This window comes from Aquimarina muelleri DSM 19832, from assembly GCF_000430665.1.
GTDB classification, from domain to species: domain Bacteria; phylum Bacteroidota; class Bacteroidia; order Flavobacteriales; family Flavobacteriaceae; genus Aquimarina; species Aquimarina muelleri.
Window position 1 is genome coordinate 21,333 of sequence record NZ_AUML01000032.1, and the last position, 16,878, is coordinate 38,210.

Annotated in this window: 17 protein-coding genes and 1 tRNA gene; 9 read left to right on the forward strand and 9 right to left on the reverse strand. The window is 30.7% G+C overall.

All coding sequences use genetic code 11. The features are described 5' to 3' along the window. Positions 1-180 precede the first annotated feature (180 nt). The 3 genes from H527_RS0113395 to H527_RS22135 all read left to right on the forward strand — a co-directional run bounded on the left by H527_RS0113395 (position 181) and on the right by H527_RS22135 (position 3,350). A complete protein-coding gene (locus H527_RS0113395) occupies positions 181-657 on the forward strand; it encodes a hypothetical protein (protein WP_027413184.1) in 477 nt (158 codons plus the stop codon). Between the two features lie 220 nt (positions 658-877). Next, on the forward strand, positions 878-1,069 hold the full coding sequence (locus H527_RS0113400; RefSeq protein ID WP_024769089.1) for a cold-shock protein: 192 nt from the start codon (positions 878-880) through the stop codon (positions 1,067-1,069). Between the two features lie 382 nt (positions 1,070-1,451). Further along, entirely contained in the window at positions 1,452-3,350 is a 1,899-nt protein-coding gene (locus H527_RS22135; RefSeq protein WP_051316764.1) for a sensor histidine kinase, read from the forward strand. Positions 3,351-3,430: 80 nt separating this feature from the next. On the opposite strand, the gene murA is transcribed toward H527_RS22135, so the two are convergent. From murA to H527_RS0113440, 7 genes are all read right to left on the reverse strand, one after another. Then, a complete protein-coding gene (gene murA / locus H527_RS0113410) occupies positions 3,431-4,744 on the reverse strand; it encodes a UDP-N-acetylglucosamine 1-carboxyvinyltransferase (RefSeq protein WP_027413185.1) in 1,314 nt (437 codons plus the stop codon). A 38-nt stretch (positions 4,745-4,782) separates the two neighbouring features. Continuing rightward, positions 4,783-5,439 (reverse strand): DUF4290 domain-containing protein, encoded by a 657-nt coding sequence (locus tag H527_RS0113415; RefSeq protein ID WP_027413186.1) that lies wholly within the window; start codon positions 5,437-5,439, stop codon positions 4,783-4,785. A 286-nt stretch (positions 5,440-5,725) separates the two neighbouring features. After that, complete coding sequence (locus tag H527_RS0113420) at positions 5,726-6,019, reverse strand: DUF493 family protein (protein WP_027413187.1); 294 nt, start codon at positions 6,017-6,019, stop codon at positions 5,726-5,728. Between the two features lie 57 nt (positions 6,020-6,076). Then, positions 6,077-6,706: a nucleotidyltransferase family protein gene (locus H527_RS22140; protein WP_051316765.1), complete on the reverse strand. Its 630-nt coding sequence runs from the start codon at positions 6,704-6,706 to the stop codon at positions 6,077-6,079. Beyond that, positions 6,684-7,739 carry an XdhC family protein gene (locus H527_RS0113430; protein WP_027413188.1) on the reverse strand — a complete coding sequence of 352 codons (1,056 nt, stop codon included), beginning with the start codon at positions 7,737-7,739 and terminating at the stop codon, positions 6,684-6,686. The genes H527_RS22140 and H527_RS0113430 overlap by 23 nt, the downstream gene beginning before the upstream one ends. A gap of 7 nt (positions 7,740-7,746) precedes the next feature. After that, on the reverse strand, positions 7,747-9,900 hold the full coding sequence (locus H527_RS0113435) for a xanthine dehydrogenase family protein molybdopterin-binding subunit (RefSeq protein ID WP_027413189.1): 2,154 nt from the start codon (positions 9,898-9,900) through the stop codon (positions 7,747-7,749). Positions 9,901-9,921: 21 nt separating this feature from the next. Continuing rightward, a complete protein-coding gene (locus H527_RS0113440; RefSeq protein WP_027413190.1) occupies positions 9,922-10,383 on the reverse strand; it encodes a (2Fe-2S)-binding protein in 462 nt (153 codons plus the stop codon). A 177-nt stretch (positions 10,384-10,560) separates the two neighbouring features. Between H527_RS0113440 and H527_RS0113445 the strand changes: the two genes are divergently transcribed. From H527_RS0113445 to H527_RS0113465, 5 genes are all read left to right on the forward strand, one after another. Further along, the gene (locus H527_RS0113445; RefSeq protein WP_035088191.1) at positions 10,561-11,097 is read left to right on the forward strand and encodes an AAA family ATPase; all 537 of its coding nucleotides are present in this window, start codon (positions 10,561-10,563) and stop codon (positions 11,095-11,097) included. Next, positions 11,097-12,995, forward strand: coding sequence for a RecQ family ATP-dependent DNA helicase (locus H527_RS0113450; protein ID WP_027413192.1), 1,899 nt, complete (start codon positions 11,097-11,099; stop codon positions 12,993-12,995). Before H527_RS0113445 ends, H527_RS0113450 begins: the two co-directional genes overlap by 1 nt. A gap of 5 nt (positions 12,996-13,000) precedes the next feature. Further along, positions 13,001-13,948: a methionyl-tRNA formyltransferase gene (gene fmt / locus H527_RS0113455; protein WP_027413193.1), complete on the forward strand. Its 948-nt coding sequence runs from the start codon at positions 13,001-13,003 to the stop codon at positions 13,946-13,948. A gap of 187 nt (positions 13,949-14,135) precedes the next feature. Further along, entirely contained in the window at positions 14,136-14,408 is a 273-nt protein-coding gene (locus H527_RS0113460; RefSeq protein WP_027413194.1) for an HU family DNA-binding protein, read from the forward strand. Positions 14,409-14,544: 136 nt separating this feature from the next. Further along, positions 14,545-15,105, forward strand: coding sequence for a YqgE/AlgH family protein (locus tag H527_RS0113465; protein WP_027413195.1), 561 nt, complete (start codon positions 14,545-14,547; stop codon positions 15,103-15,105). On the opposite strand, the gene H527_RS0113470 is transcribed toward H527_RS0113465, so the two are convergent. Beyond that, complete coding sequence (locus H527_RS0113470) at positions 15,102-15,950, reverse strand: aminotransferase class IV (RefSeq protein WP_027413196.1); 849 nt, start codon at positions 15,948-15,950, stop codon at positions 15,102-15,104. The two genes, H527_RS0113465 and H527_RS0113470, sit on opposite strands and share 4 nt — an antisense overlap. A gap of 60 nt (positions 15,951-16,010) precedes the next feature. Continuing rightward, positions 16,011-16,403 carry an START-like domain-containing protein gene (locus H527_RS0113475; RefSeq protein WP_027413197.1) on the reverse strand — a complete coding sequence of 131 codons (393 nt, stop codon included), beginning with the start codon at positions 16,401-16,403 and terminating at the stop codon, positions 16,011-16,013. A 202-nt stretch (positions 16,404-16,605) separates the two neighbouring features. Between H527_RS0113475 and H527_RS0113480 the strand changes: the two genes are divergently transcribed. Beyond that, a tRNA-Met gene (locus H527_RS0113480) sits at positions 16,606-16,679 on the forward strand. The last annotated feature ends 199 nt before the right edge of the window (positions 16,680-16,878 follow it).

The window sequence follows — 16,878 nt, forward strand, 5'->3', positions numbered from 1 at the left end:
TAAAATATCAGTTTTTAGAAATCTTGATTGAAACTTTTTCATTTTTTATTCTAAATTGCGGCTATATATAAGGCTAAATAATCCTTTTTTAAGAGCCTATATAAACCGTAATAATGTCATTTACAATACATGTAAATAAGTTTCAAAAGAATAAAGATATAGAGTATAAGATACAAACAAATGAAAACTGCCACTATAAAAGAAATAAAAACAGAATTAAATACTTGCTCACATCAAGAACTAATAGAATTATGTCTTCAATTATCTAGATTTAAAAAAGAAAATAAAGAACTGATTACCTATATATTGTTTGAATCTACAAACGAAAACGAGTATATTATTCAAATAAAAACAGAAATTGATGAACAATTTAATATGATTAACACGTCTACTTATTATTTTATAAAAAAGAGTGTTCGAAAAATTTTACGAAACGTAAAAAAGCATATTAGGTACTCCAAAAATAAAGAAACTGAAGTAGAGTTATTACTTCATTTTTGTGGTAAATTAAAACACATTACCCCTTCAATCCAAAATAACATTGTTTTAAAAAACATGTATCATCGAGAGATAATGTCTATTCAAAAAAAAGTGCAGGTACTGCATGAAGATTTACAGTATGATTATACTATAAAAATAAAAGAATTACTGATATAATGCTTCCCTTCTTAAATTTGAACCATCATATCCTTAATTTCTTAATAAAAAAATATATAATATTTTTTAAAACATTGATTGGCAAATTATTTTTATATTTTTGTTTACAATAAACATATAAAATATGTGTTTATTTAAATATGTAAAAAACACCTTGATGATGATCATTTAGATATTTGGCATTATCTTTGATTTTTATTAACTAATTTAAATTTTAACAATGAACAAAGGAACAGTAAAATTTTTCAACGATGCCAAAGGGTTTGGGTTCATCACCGAAGAAGATTCTAACAAAGAACATTTTGTACACATTTCTGGTTTAATCGATGAAATTCGAGAAGGAGATGCTGTAGAATTTGACTTACAAGAAGGTAAAAAAGGATTAAATGCAGTAAATGTAAAAGTAATTTAATATATACTACTTAATTTTTTTAAAACAAAAACCTGTCAAAATATGACAGGTTTTTTTATACTATTTTTAAGAAAAAAGCAGAAATAATAGAAATTTAATTGTTTTAAAATCAGTTTTTTACCTATAATCTTTTAAAAACAACATAATTTTTTACTAGAATTTATTATATATCCAAAAATTAAAACCCCTCATATCTTAGCATAACCCATTTTATTACTGAATTTAAGTTCGAAATTTTCATAAAAAAATATTTTTTTATGAATTTACACAACAAAAATTTAACAATTGTTCGTAGATTTAAGGGACTATAAAAAAACATATATTATACAATGAGGTTAATAAAATAAATTAAAACATCATTTTTGATGCGGTATTATACTCTATGGATACACTAAATTTTTATCAAATATTAATTTTTCTATTTCAAGGATTTGTTGTTGCTTTTCTTATTCTACTACTTTTTCGTTTACGAACAATCATAGGCTTAGGACTACTTTTCACATCTTTAGGGTTATTTCAGTTCATTCAAGTTTTTATGGCTAGCGCTCTATATTTTGAAATATCAGATGTTATAACAATCTCTCCTGGCTCCTCTGTTTTATTTTCTGCTACGTTATTTGCTATATTATTGATTTATATTAAAGAAGATGCTACCACTGCCAGAAAATTGATATATGCTCTAGTTATTGCTAATGTAGTATTATGTTTTCTCTTACTTTCCTTTAGAATGAACATAGAAGGTGCCTACAATTATAATCCATTTGATGTTTCTACAGAATTCTTTTACACCAATATGTTTGTATTAATAGTCGGCACTTGTGTACTTTACCTTGATGCTTTATTGATTATTTTTTTATATGAATATATATCCAAATACACTTCAAATCTCTTCTTAAGAGTATTATTTACTATGATACTTGTTTTAAGTTTTGATTCTGTTTTTTTTACATTAGGTTCCTTTTGGTATTTTAAAGACATACAAAAAATTATAATATCAGGTTTGGTGTCTAAAAACATTATGGCATTAGTTTACAGTATTTTATTTACTGTTTATTTAAAATATTTTGAAAAAGAAGATGACCAATTAAATTACATTAATTTTAAAGACATTTTTCATTCTCTTACTTATAAACAGAAATTTCAAGTAGCCGAAAAAGCAGTACAACTTACCGAAAATAGATATCATGTCTTAACAGATCTAGTTCCTGTGGGTATTTTTATGACTAGTAGTGAAGGAAAAACTACATTTGTAAACCCAAAATGGTGCGAAATTTCGGGGTTATCAAATGAGGATGCTTTAATAAATGGATGGTTAAAAGCAGTGCATCCTGAGGACAGAAAAAAACTAAAGCAAGGATGGTATACTAGTGCTGATAAAAGAGAAACCTATGATGTAGAATACAGATTTCTTAAATCTGATGATTCTATAACTTGGGTTTTAGGAAGGGTAATTCCAGAATATAATGAAAAACAAAAAATTATAGGTTATGTAGGTACTATTACAGATATTACAGACATCAAATTATACGAGGAAGAATTGAATCGTTTAAAAGAAAAAGCTGAAGAAAGTGATCGTCTTAAGTCTGCTTTTCTTGCAAATATGAGTCATGAAATCCGAACTCCAATGAATGGTATAATGGGATTAGCAGAGCTTTTGGATGAGCCAAAACTTACTGGTGATGAACAACAATTATATCTGGATTTAATTAAAGAAAGTGGAGCAAGAATGCTTAACATTATTAGAGATATTATTGATATTTCCCGAATAGCTGCAGATCAGGTAACGGTAGACATACAAGAAATTAACATTAATGAGCAGACCGATTATTTATTTAATTTTTTCAAACCTCAGACAGATAAAAAAGGTATTGTATTGTTATTATCTAATGGTCTTTCTTCTAAAGATGCAACATTAAACACAGATAAAGAAAAGCTAACAACTATTCTTACTAATCTAATAAAAAATGCTATAAAATATACCCATGAAGGTGGTATAGAGTTTGGCTATCAAAAAGAAGATAATGTATTACTATTTTACGTAAAAGATACTGGAATGGGAATTGCCGAAGATAGACAGAAAGCTATTTTTGAACGATTTGTACAAGCAGAAGAGGATCGTTATGCACTAGAAGGTGCTGGTATTGGATTATCTATAGCAAAAGCATATGTAGAAATGTTAGGTGGTAAAATTTGGTTAGAGAGTAAAAAAGAAAAAGGCTCTACTTTTTACTTTACTATTCCTTTTCTTAAAAAACAGAATATAATCACAAATAAAGAGTAGATAAAAACTTCGTAGCATAACAAAAATCCCTTTTTTTAAATAAAAAAGGGATTTTTGTTGTTCAAAATAAAAAATATCTCTTATTCTATTCTTATAATTTTCGCTCCAATTGCTCTTAAACGTTCGTCTATGTTTTCATATCCACGATCTATTTGCTCTATGTTATGTATTGTAGATGTTCCTTTTGCACTTAATGCAGCTATCAATAAAGAAATTCCGGCTCTAATATCTGGAGAGACCATTGTTGTAGCTTTTAATTTAGATTGAAAATCATGACCTATTATAGTTGCTCTATGCGGATCACACAAAATAATCTTTGCTCCCATATCAATTAATTTATCCACAAAAAACAATCGACTTTCGAACATTTTTTGATGCACCATAACTTCTCCTTTAGCTTGTGTTGCCACTACCAATACTATACTAAGTAAATCTGGCGTAAAACCAGGCCATGGAGCATCCGATATTGTCATAAAGGAACCATCAATATAGCTTTCTATTTGATATCCATTTTTATGAGCAGGAATATATATATCATCTCCTTTTTTTTCTAAAGTAATCCCTAATTTTCTAAAGGTATTAGGTATTAGCCCAAGGTTTTCCCAACTTACATTCTTAATAGTAATCTCGCTTTTGGTCATAGCAGCCAATCCAATCCAAGATCCTATTTCAATCATATCTGGCAATATCTCATGCTCACACCCTCTTAGTTCTGTTACACCTTCAATTACTAATAAATTAGATCCTACTCCAGTTATCTTTGCTCCCATACAATTGAGCATCTTACATAACTGTTGTAAATAAGGTTCACAAGCAGCATTATAGATAGTCGTAGTTCCTTTAGCCAAAACTGCAGCCATTACAATATTTGCTGTACCAGTAACAGATGCTTCGTCAAGTAACATATAAGTTCCTGTTAGGCCTTCTGGAGCTTCAACACCATAAAAACGTTCTTCTTTATTGTATCTAAATTTTGCTCCAAGATTTATGAAACCTTCAAAATGAGTATCTAAACGTCTTCTCCCTATTTTATCGCCTCCTGGTCTTGGAATATATCCTTTTCCAAATCTTGCTAAAAGAGGACCTACAATCATTATAGAACCTCGAAGTCCGCTTCCTTCTTTTTTAAATTGTTCGCCCTCTAGGTATTTCAAGTTAAGCTGATCGCTCTTAAATGAATATTTTCCTTTACCAAGTTTCTGAATCTTGACTCCTAGATTGCTAAGAATATCGATTAATTTATTTACATCTCTAATATCTGGTATGTTAGAGATTATAACTTCTTCTGGAGTTAATAATACTGCACAAAGAATCTGCAGGGCTTCATTTTTAGCTCCTTGAGGTGTAATTTCACCTTTAAGCTGATGCCCTCCTTCTATCTGAAAAGTACCCATGTAATCGTAAGTAATTATTAGTTAATTTAGATTGGAGTTTAATAGCGTTTTTTACCTCTATTATTGCTTCGGTAATTTTTTTTAGCACCGCTATTACTACTAGTATTATGTTTTTTCTTTTTACCTCTCATCAAATTTGTAGAATCTGTAAGATCTTCATCACTCCCCTTCAAATTTATTTTCCCATCACTCAATTCATAAAGGTGATTAAATATTGCACTATCTTCAACCGTATCTTTATTCCAGTTCAGGTAGCATTTTTTCATATGATTAGCAATAGTTAAAGTAAGAGCATTTTTTAGATCTCCATCTTCCCAACTATTTGCCACATCAATCATCCTTTTAATATTATTACCATAAAAACGATATTTTGGAAAATTTTGAGGATAATCTAATGGTTCTGGTCTTTCTTGTAATTTTTCTTTAGTCAACACTGGAAAAGGAGTATCTACATCTAATTTAAAATCACTCATTATAAATAATTGATCCCATAATTTATGTTGAAACTCTGGCACATCACGAAGATGAGGCTGTAAATTACCCATTACCGCTATAATTGACTTAGCAACTTTATTTCGTTCTTCCCTATTTTCTATAGCTACCGTATGGTTAATCATTTTTTGTAAATGACGACCATATTCTGGAATAATAAGCTTTTCGCGCTCAGTGTTGTATTCTATATTATATATATCCATAAAATGTATGTAAAAATTGTGTAGAAATAGCTTTAAATATCAACATGTATAGTGCTGCCAATATGAGTTTTTGAAGGGTATTTATAAGTATTTTGTTTATAAACTTCTATAGGTTCTCTTCGGCAATTGATTATTTTATTAAACTATTCTATAATTTGTTGCGCAAAATACTAAAATAAAATAAGTATGCAGTGTGATTACTAAATTTATTTACTCATGAAAATAATTTTAGTGTTTTTTTGATTTTGCAATCTCGTTTTTATAGAAGTAATTCTATTTTTTGGTGCTATAAAGAGATTACACCTTCAACTTTAGAAATAACTTCTTTATACTTTATAATTACATGATCTGGATTCTTCATTCGCACATTTATAGATAAACTGGTATACTTCCCGTTTTTAGATTTTTTAGTGGTTATTACTGCTCCAAGGTTATCAAAAATTGTTTCAATTTGGTTTATTTTACCAGTATCGGTAGGTACAATAAATTTATATAAATATGTAGCAGGCCAAAGTGCTGTATCTGCTAATTGTGTTTTAAGTTTTTTATAAAATTCCTCTTGGTCTTTCATTTCATCCATAAATTCAAAATTTAGGTCAAAGATACAGTTTATGAAATACAAAATTAAATACTTTTTTTAAGGATTATCATCTCCAGAAATCACTTTTAATAATGCTTCATACTCCTCTTTTGTATCTATATCTACGGCTTTGTCTAAAGCTGAAACCACTCGTACTTTATTTCTATTTTGTTTAATAATATATCTTGCTCCAAAATCTTCTTGTAAATGCAATAAGTCATTAAAATGACTTGAAGGAATAATAGCTGGCACTCCTACTCTATTTTTTAAACCAGTAGCAACAAAAAAATCTGTATTCTGCTTATACTCTGCAATTAATCGATCCAAATGTTGACGATCTATTAAAGGCTGATCTATTAATGAAATTAACACAGCATCATATAGCAAATTATCTTTTTCTACTATTTCTTTTATACCAAAATTTATAGAAGAACCTATTCCTGATTGCCAGTTCGTATTATGAATTACAGTTACTGGAAAATGGCGTATTTCATTATAAATCAGTTTATAATTCGCTCCTAAAACAACATAAACAGATGCTTGTTGTAAGGTTATTGCTTGTTCTATAGAATGTCCAATTAACGTTGTTTTTTTCCAAGGCAATAGTTGCTTTGGACTCCCCATTCTACTTGAAGCGCCTGCTGCCAGAATAAGGATAGCTATTTTAGGGTTTGACTGTAGTTGCATTCATCATTTTTTGATTAGAAATAGTGTGAATAGCTCCTTTTTTTTCTTGAAGCGGTATTGGGTTTTGATTTCTAATAACAGATAAAATTTCTGCTATAATTGAAATAGCTATTTCTTGAGGAGTTTCTGCTCCTAAATTTAACCCAGCAGGGCCATGTATACTATCTATAAATGAATTTGGAACATCTGGAAAATATTCTATAAAGGCAGAAAGTATCTTTTCTCGCCGTTTTGCTGGGCCTAACAACCCTATGTAGGCTGGCATAGTATCTTTTATAGCTTGTAGATATAATAAATCTTTAGCAAAATTATGAGTCATTAATACAACCGCAGTTTGATCATCTAAACACCCAATATTTAAATTTTCGGGAGTACTTAACAATACCTCTTGTGCTCCTGGAAAATCCTCTGGTTCTTTTGGGTTTTTAGGCGATCCAATTATGATAACTTCCCAACCTGTTGCACTAGCTAACTTACAAAGTTCTGCTGTATCATGTTCTACTCCTATAATAAATAATCGGAAACATGGTTGTATCTCTCGTTTAAAAACATCTAAAGCAGTATTTGGTTGATTTATTTCTGAAAAAGAAAATTGATTTCCGTTTTTAAACTTAATAACAGATCCCATCATTAAAGAATTGCTTTCAGTTTTTGAATACCAAGAATTAATTTCAAAAGGTATTCTTAATGTTAAATGTTTTTGTATTTCTGCAATAATATTAATATTCGCTTCTAGTTTTTCAATTAAAATATATAAGACTCCCTCACAACCTAAACGATATTTACCATCATAAGTCATTATTTTTGGTTTTCCAGATACAAAAACAGATTGTGCTTGTCGTAATACTTCTTTCTCTACACAACCACCACTTACTGCTCCTGTTACCTTTCCATTTTGCAGTATTAACATTCCTACCCCTGGTCTTCTATAAGAAGACCCTTCTACATCTACCACTGTAGCCATAACAGCTGGTATTTCTAACTGTTTAGCTTTTTGATAACCTTCTATTATTTCTTTAAATTCATGCGTCATAAAAATACTATCCTAATGGTGCTTTATAATTCATATTTTTAATAAATGGCTGCTTATATAAGCGAATTCCTTTTGCTGCTTTTATTGCATTGGCAACAGCTGCTCCTGCAGGAGGTAAAGTTGGCTCACCCAATCCTGTTGGCGCTAAATTACTGTCTATAAAATGGGTTTCGACTACTGGGGTTTCATTTAATCGTATTAAACGATACGTATTAAAATTTTTATCCTGTGGCTCCCCTTCTTTAAAAGAAAAATCCCCATACATAGCATGACCCACTCCATCTATTATACCACCTTCTATTTGATTTTTAGCACCTAGTGGATTTACTACTATACCGCAATCGACTACACATGTGATTTTTTTAACTACTGGTATATCATTCTCTAGTACAACATCTGCAACTTCAGCTACGTGCGTGTTATGGCAATAATATACACTAAACCCTTGATATACTCCTTCTTTTGTTTTACCCCATCCAGATTTATCTACTGCTACTTTAATCACTTCCTCTAATCTTTCTGGCGAATATTGAATCCTTTCGTCTGTAGTTCCTTTTACTTTTTGCAATAAATCTAGACGAAGTTGAATTCGATCTACCTCTAATAGCTCTGCTAGTTCATCAAAAAAACTTTGCTCTGCAAAAGACAAAAAATTGGTATATGGTGCTCTCCAAGCTCCTGTAGTAATATTACTGGTATATTTTGCTACATCTACTTGGTAATTTTCTATAGCTCCTGCTGGAAAAAAATTAGGAATCAACCCATACATATTGGAGTTTATCGAAGCTTCTTTAAGATGATACCCTGTAACATTACCATCTTTAACAGAGGCACTTATTTTATATTTTATAGCAGGTCTATATATCCCTGCAGACATATCATCTTCTCTAGAATAGACTACTTTTACTGGTTTTTGAGCTATTTTAGATATTTCTGCTGCTTCTAAAGCAAAATCTCCATAAAGGCGTCTTCCAAATCCACCTCCCATTCTGGTCATTTCTACAGAAACATCTTTTATATCTCTCTCTAATAGCTCTGCAACTCTTCGTGCAGTTCCTTCTGGTGTTTGTACTGGTCCAACTAAACGAACTTTATTTTTTGTAACATCCGCAAAGAAATTCATTGGTTCCATACAATTATGCGGTAAAAATGGAGATTCATAAATCCTTTCAATTACTTGATCTGCCTCTGCAAAGGCTTTTTTTACATCTCCATCTGCACGCAGAGTTGTAAATTCTTTACCATCCAAAAGGTTTTTCAATATTTTATCATGCTCTTCTGTACTTTCTAATTTAGTATCTGAGGTCCAAGTGGCTTTTAGAGCTTTTTTAGCTTTCATTGCTGTCCATGTATCTTTTGCCAGAACAGCTACTTTATCTCCAAATTTAATTACATCTATTACTCCTTCAATTCCTTTTATATCTATAGCATTACAATCCACTAATTTTTCACCAAAAGAGGGCGGTCTTAAAACACTTGCCACTACCATTCCTTCTTCTTTATAGTCCATTCCATAAAGAGGTTTTCCTGTAATAATTTTATCTATATCTATATTAGGGATATCTTTTCCTATAATCTTGAAATCTTTTGGATCTTTTAATACTATATTTTCAGGAATTTCCAAAACTGCTGCTTCTTTAACCACTTCTCCATATCCTAAGGTATCTCCTTTTGCATTGGTAATCACTCCCTCTTTTGTACTGCACTCTGAGGCACCTACTCCCCATTTTGCTGCAGCAGCATTAATCAACATTTGCCTTGCCGTTGCTCCTGTTTGTCTTAATGGTTCCCAACCTTGTCGAATAGACTGGCTTCCTCCTGCTACTTGTCTGACAAAGTTTTTGGTGTCTAATTCGCCTTGAACAACATGAACGTTATCCCAAGACACATCCAGTTCTTCTGCTATCAACATGGGCATAGAAGTTTTTACTCCCTGCCCTATTTCTGGGTTTGGAGAGAAAATAGTTACCATTCCATTATCTGCTATCTTGATAAAAGCATTAAAATCATTAAAATTTAATTGAGAAACATCAACAGGTGGTACTACCTCTGGTTTACATGCCTGAAACAAGTTAAACCCAATTAACATTCCCCCACCAGCTAATACCGATGTTTTTAAAAAAGATCTTCTACTAAAAGAGGTTGAAATAGAATTTTTCATTTTATTTTCAATTTAATTGAATTAACTCAATTTACTAGCGGCAAGTTCTACTGCCTTTTCTATCCTATTATAAGAAGCACATCTACAAATATTACCACTCATAGCGTCTCTAATTTCTGTTTTATTAGGGTTTTTATTTTGACTTAAAAATGCAGTAGCAGACATTATTTGTCCCGTTTGGCAATATCCGCATTGTGGTACATCGATTTCCTTCCACGCTTCCTGAACAGGGTGCAAAGTGTTTTTAGATAAGCCTTCTATCGTAGTGATCTCCATGTCCTCTACCATAGAAACTTGTAGCAAACAACTTCTTGTAGCAGATCCATCTACATGTACAGTACAAGCACCACATTGACCTATTCCACAACCATATTTTGTACCAACCATATCCAAATAATCTCTTAACACCCATAAAAGAGGAGTATCTTGTTCTGCTTTTATATTATAGGAGGTACCATTAATTTTTAAATTATAAACAGGCATGATTTTTAACTTTAAGATTACACTTATTTAGTCTAAGTAAACAATTACAATAGCTATTTTTAAGAAAGTTACTAAAAAATCACTTTTATAATATAACTTTAACACAGCTTTATAGTTATAGCAATATGATTTTCATAATTCTTTTATAATTACGAAATTTGCCTTAAAATTATATCTTTGGCTAATAAAAAAATTGTTATTATAGGAGGTCCTTCTACAGGAAAGACCACAATCATTAAACATCTTGAATTTATTGAAGAGATATGCCTTCATGAAATTTCAAGACAGGTTACTCAGGAAGCGCAACAGCAAGGTATTGATCAATTATTTTTGAAAAACCCCTTATTGTTTAGTCAAAAACTCATAGAGGGTCGTATAAAACAATATACAGATGCTACTAAAATATCTGTATCCAGAATATTTTTTGACAGGGGTATTCCCGATGTAATTGCATATATGAATTATATTAATAAATCCTATCCATCAGAATTTATGGACGCATGTGAAAAGTATAAATATGATCATGTGTTTTTGCTCCCTCCTTGGGAAGATATACATAAAACAGATAATGAACGTTATGAAAGCTTTGATCAGGCACAACGTATACATCATCATCTTTATGAAGTATACAGCAATTTTGGATATCATTGTATAGAAGTTCCTTTTGGAAATGTCAAAGAACGTAGTGATTTTATATTACAAAACGTTTTATAATGAATACCCCCTTACAAATATTACAGCACTATTGGAAACACACCTCTTTTAAACCTCTTCAGGAAGAGATTATCAACCACATCCTAAAAGGAGAAGATACTTTTGCTCTATTACCAACTGGCGGGGGAAAATCAATATGTTTTCAGATTCCTGCTTTGTTAAAAGATGGGATCTGTATAGTTATTTCTCCTTTAATAGCATTAATGGAAGATCAGGTAAAAAATCTACAACAAAAAAGCATCAAGGCTATCGCCCTAACCAGCGGTATTAAATATTCTGAACTAGATACTCTTTTGGATAATTGTATATATGGAAATTATAAATTCTTATATCTTTCTCCTGAACGTTTACAGCAAAATATTGTACAAGAACGTTTAAAAAAAATGAATATTAACTTAATTGCTATAGATGAAGCTCACTGTATTTCACAATGGGGAAGCGATTTTAGACCTTCTTATAAAAAAATAGAAATTCTCAGGAAAATACATCCCTCTATACCTATGATTGCATTGACTGCTTCTGCTACTACAGAGGTTGTAGAGGATATTATTACTGAGTTAGATCTTTTTCAACCAAAAATATGTAAACAATCTTTTTTTAGATCTAATCTTGGATACCGAGTAGAAAATGTGCTTGATAAAAATTATAAACTTATTCAAATTTTAAGCACCTACCCAGGGACTTCAATTGTTTATGTTAGAAATCGAAAATCTGCTGTAGAACTTAGTGATTTTCTTAACGCAAATGGATATAACGCCACATATTACCATGGAGGTGTAGATTCTGAAAAGAAAACCAAACGCTTTAACCAGTGGCTACAAGAAGACATAAGGGTAATGGTTGCTACAAGTGCTTTTGGAATGGGTATCGACAAACCAAACGTTCGTACTGTAATCCACTACACTATTCCCGAGAGCATAGAAAGTTATTTTCAAGAAGCAGGAAGAGCAGGAAGAGACGGAAAAAAGTCCTTTGCTTTCCTATTAAAAAGTAAAAATGATAACCAACAACTAAATGATCAATTCATAAAAGTTTTACCAGACATAAGTATGGTAAAGTTAGTATATAGAAAACTTTGTAATTATTTTCGAATTTCTTATGGAGAAGGAGAACAGAGTATTCATGATTTTGAGTTTAATACATTTTGTAAAACCTACAATTTAAATACTTTAAAAACATATAATACTATTCAATTTTTGGATCGATGTGGAGTAATTAGGTTTACACAACGATTTACTAAAAAAAGTAGTATTCATATTACAACTACAGGAAATCAATTTTTAGACTTTTTAGAAAATAATAAAGAGTATGAACTAATAGCTAAAGCTATCTTAAGAACCTATGGAGGTATTTTTGATGAAGAGGTAGAGATTAATTTACCACTTATTGCATCAAAAATCAATATCTCAGAATCAAAAATCATTACGGTTCTTAACGCATTAAAAGAATCCGAGTTATTAGAGTTTACTTATAATATTGCTGATGCTGAAATTATTTTTTTAACACCTAGAGAAGATGATCATACTATAAATCGTATAAAACACCATTTGATAAAACAAAATACTTCTAAAATTAAAAAGATAGAAGCTATTATAAAATTCACTGAAAATAATCAAGTTTGTAAAAGCAGACAATTACTTCATTATTTCGGAGAAAAAAAAACGGAAGATTGTGGTGTATGTAGCTTTTGTATTACTAATAAAATTAACTCTACTCCAATAGATTTAAATAAAGTACAGAGTGATATTTTAACGCTTTTAGCAATAAAAAACTTATCTTCAAGAGATTTACTAGCACAATTACCATATTCTGAAAAACTAGTATTAAAAGTTTTACGAGAAATGAACACACATCAACTTATAAAGATTAATCCCGATAATAACTATCAATTAGTATAGAACCAATGAGAGACTTAAGAATCCTGTTTATGGGTACGCCAGATTTTGCTGTCGAAACCTTGAAAACAATTATAGAAAACAAATATAATGTTGTTGGTGTTATTACCGCACCAGACAAACCTGCGGGCAGAGGTAGAAAACTAAGAGCATCTGCAGTAAAAGAATATGCCGTTTCTAAAAACTTAAAAATTCTTCAGCCTACTAATCTTAAAGATGAAAAATTTATCGAAGAATTAGCTTCTCTAAAAGCAAATCTTAATATCGTTGTAGCTTTTAGAATGTTGCCAAAAGTAGTTTGGAATATGCCTAAATACGGTACTTTTAATTTACATGCATCTTTACTACCAGATTATCGAGGAGCAGCACCTATAAACTGGGCAATCATTAATGGTGAGAAAAAAAGTGGTATTACTACTTTTTTTATTGACGAAAAAATAGATACTGGTAATGTTATATTTCAAAAAGAAGTTATTATCGATAATGAAGATACTGCTGGTATATTACACGACAAACTCATGATAGATGGCGCTAAACTTGTTTTAGAAACTATAAAAGCTATAGAAAACGATTCTGTAAGTGTTAAACCTCAACCAAAAGAAAACACCTTTAAAACAGCTTATAAACTAAATAGAGAGAACACTAAAATTAATTGGAAAGAGGATATTAACATTATCCATAATTTGATAAAAGGACTAAGCCCTTACCCTTCTGCTTGGTGTAATTTATACAATAAGGGCGTATTAGAAACTATAAAAATATATAATGCTCATCCTATATTAGAAGTTCACAATTATGAAACAGGAAAAATCATTATTGAAGACTCTATCATAAAGGTTGCTGTACAAAATGGTTATATTTTAGTGGATAAACTTCAATTACCTGGAAAAAAAGCAATGGACTCTAAAGCTTTATTAAATGGGTATGATTTTTATAGAGATGCTAAAATGAGCTGAACCCTATGTATAATAAGGCTTTAAAAATCTATATAAAACAACATTGGTTATTAACAATCGCATTGAGTTATCAACAAATCCCTGTATTTACTGGGCTAATCCTTGCATGAATCATAAATCCGTATAAATTTGTAAAGCGTTTAACATAAAGATTGGTTTAACCAACAATTAATTTAAAAACAGAATTATGAACAAAACAGAATTAATCGATGCAATGGCAGCTGATGCTGGAATTACTAAGGCAGCGGCTAAAAAAGCTTTAGAGTCTTTCTTAGGAAACGTTGAAGGTACTCTTAAAAAAGGAGGACGTGTTTCTTTGGTTGGATTTGGATCTTGGTCAGTATCAAAAAGAGCTGCAAGAGAAGGAAGAAACCCACAAACTGGTAAGACTATTAAAATCGCTGCTAAAAACGTTGTTAAGTTTAAGGCTGGTGCTGATTTATCAAGTTCAGTAAACTAATCAGTTCGTTTTCGATATTATTCAAAAAGCCTCCACAAATAAGGAGGCTTTTTTTATGCTTTTGTTTAAAAAATGCTTTTACAGCTTTGATTTTTAGAAATAATTATTTAGATTTAAGATAACCAAAATTCCCAATATGATTTCACTCCAACCCACAAAGGGAAATTTATTAATCGCAGAACCATCTATTATAGGTGATGTATCTTTTAATCGTTCAGTGGTTCTTTTGGCTGATCATGGTGATCAAGGCTCTATTGGATTTATAATGAACAAACCTTTAGATTATTATCTTGCTGATCTTATACCTGAAATAGAAATTGAATTTAAAATATATAATGGTGGGCCTGTAGAGCAAGATAATTTATACTTTATACACAAGATTCCTGATTTAATACCTAATAGTGTTGAGATATCAAGCGGAATTTATTGGGGTGGGGATTTTATTATTGTATCCAAACTTATTGCTGAAAATAAAATAACTCCTAATGAAATTAGGTTTTTTCTGGGATACTCTGGCTGGGATTCAAAACAACTTAATCAAGAATTAGAAGCCAACTCTTGGGTTATTGTTGAAAATAATTATAAAAAGAATATTTTTGGTAAATCTTATGATACTTTCTGGAAAGAAAAAATGATAGAATTGGGTGGTGAATATTTGCTTTGGTCTAATGCCCCAGAAAATCCTGCTTATAATTAATCTCCCAACCTTACTCTAGTATTTAATATCCCTAATAATCTTTTACTGGTTTTGGTATCATAGTTCTTTTTCCTAAACTTTGTTATAGGTAAAATACCTGTAATTACATTAGTAATAAACAATTCATCTGCTTTTTGAAGTTCAAATGGAGAAATAGAAGCTTCTTCTAGTTGGTACTCTGGAAGTTTTTCAAAAATTCGTAACAATTGAGTTCTAACAATCCCTTTTATACATCCGTCTGCTAAAGGAGGTGTTTTTATTGTATGACCTTTTACCAAAAACAAGTTACCGTTTAAGGCTTCGACAATCATTTTATTAGAGTTTATAAGTAAACAGCTATCAAAACCATTCTCTCTAGCAAAGATCCCACCAAGAATATTTATCAATCTATTATTCGATTTTAGTGTAGATAGAAGATCTGCCGCTACATAATGATCTTTATATAGGGTAACTTCATACTCTTGTTCTTTAATCGTATAAAAATTAGATTGCAAATCCGAAACCGATATGGTATATTCTATTGCATTAGACAAAGGAGTATATAGCCCCCCTGAAACCCTATGTATCATTAGTTTTACTCGTGCTGAACTATTACTTAAACCATTTTTCACAATGATATCCATAATCTCTTGCTGCAAAAATTCTGGAGTAAATTGCATTGGTATTTGCATCCTAAGAATACGCATTGAAGACATTAATCTAAAATAATGATCTTCCCAAAATAAAATTTCTCCAGAATTAACTCGTATAGTTTCAAATAAAGCATCCCCGTAATTATACCCTCTGTTGTGAGTAGTTAGTAAGGCTTTATCGTCTTCTAATAAATTTCCATTAATATTAATCATAAAAAAATTCCCATAAACATATCTTTATGGGTTGTAAAAATTAGTTTATAAAAAGAATGTTTATGCTGATCCTAAAACTTGTTTAAGGTTGCTAATCATATTATCCCAAAGCATTTTACTTTCAGAAATCTCATCTTCTTCAGAATAATCGGTAATCATAAGAGAAACATCCTTTGTTATTTCATCTACTTGAATACGTAATTCGAAAAAATAATCGTTTCCTTCTTCTTCATCTTCTACCCATCTAAATTTAATTCTCTCCCCGCTTTTTCGACTTAAGAGTTTTGCTTCTTCTTCAGAATCATCCCAGATAAATGTAAATAGCTCTCCCCTAGAGTTTACGTTGTCAGCAAACCACTCTGATAACCCAGATGGTGTTGAAATGTATTGATACAATAGTTGCGGTGATGACTGTACCACAAATTCAAGTTCATATTTTGTTTTTTCAGACATATCATATAATTGTTGGTAAGCCAATATATAGATTAATTATATACTTTGAAAGGACATTGAAAAAAAAATTAATTATGCATAAATGTTTGCCACATTCTAATTTGTTTTTATATTTGCACCCTCTTAAAAGAGTTCTGTAATAAACACTCTATATAACAATAGTAATTTTATATAAGTTTTGTTACTGTGAATAAAAAAATTTGGCGAGGTAGCTCAGTTGGTTAGAGCGTCGGATTCATAACCCGGAGGTCGGGGGATCGTGCCCCCCTCTCGCTACTAGGAACAACAAAAGAAAGCTGACTTTAACGAGTCGGCTTTTTTATTTTATGTACTGTCCCGTCCCGTCCTATATATCGATTTTAGCTGATTGTTACAATACATCCTTTTCGAAGTTAACGCAAGATCATAATTGGTTAATGTATATAGATATAACCTACTAGCTTAACCCTATGCATGATAGGATATTAAAATACGC

Coding starts and splice junctions, on each gene's coding strand:
- H527_RS0113475 (WP_027413197.1), bottom strand. CDS start 16,403: ATGTCTGAAAAAACAAAATATGAACTTGAATTTGTGGTACAGTCATCA.
- H527_RS22140 (WP_051316765.1), bottom strand. CDS start 6,706: ATGCAACTACAGTCAAACCCTAAAATAGCTATCCTTATTCTGGCAGCA.
- H527_RS0113460 (WP_027413194.1), top strand. CDS start 14,136: ATGAACAAAACAGAATTAATCGATGCAATGGCAGCTGATGCTGGAATT.
- H527_RS0113470 (WP_027413196.1), bottom strand. CDS start 15,950: ATGATTAATATTAATGGAAATTTATTAGAAGACGATAAAGCCTTACTA.
- H527_RS0113450 (WP_027413192.1), top strand. CDS start 11,097: ATGAATACCCCCTTACAAATATTACAGCACTATTGGAAACACACCTCT.
- fmt (WP_027413193.1), top strand. CDS start 13,001: ATGAGAGACTTAAGAATCCTGTTTATGGGTACGCCAGATTTTGCTGTC.
- H527_RS0113430 (WP_027413188.1), bottom strand. CDS start 7,739: ATGACGCATGAATTTAAAGAAATAATAGAAGGTTATCAAAAAGCTAAA.
- H527_RS0113420 (WP_027413187.1), bottom strand. CDS start 6,019: ATGGATGAAATGAAAGACCAAGAGGAATTTTATAAAAAACTTAAAACA.
- H527_RS0113465 (WP_027413195.1), top strand. CDS start 14,545: ATGATTTCACTCCAACCCACAAAGGGAAATTTATTAATCGCAGAACCA.
- H527_RS0113400 (WP_024769089.1), top strand. CDS start 878: ATGAACAAAGGAACAGTAAAATTTTTCAACGATGCCAAAGGGTTTGGG.
- H527_RS0113415 (WP_027413186.1), bottom strand. CDS start 5,439: ATGGATATATATAATATAGAATACAACACTGAGCGCGAAAAGCTTATT.
- H527_RS0113440 (WP_027413190.1), bottom strand. CDS start 10,383: ATGCCTGTTTATAATTTAAAAATTAATGGTACCTCCTATAATATAAAA.
- H527_RS22135 (WP_051316764.1), top strand. CDS start 1,452: ATGGATACACTAAATTTTTATCAAATATTAATTTTTCTATTTCAAGGA.
- H527_RS0113435 (WP_027413189.1), bottom strand. CDS start 9,900: ATGAAAAATTCTATTTCAACCTCTTTTAGTAGAAGATCTTTTTTAAAA.
- murA (WP_027413185.1), bottom strand. CDS start 4,744: ATGGGTACTTTTCAGATAGAAGGAGGGCATCAGCTTAAAGGTGAAATT.
- H527_RS0113395 (WP_027413184.1), top strand. CDS start 181: ATGAAAACTGCCACTATAAAAGAAATAAAAACAGAATTAAATACTTGC.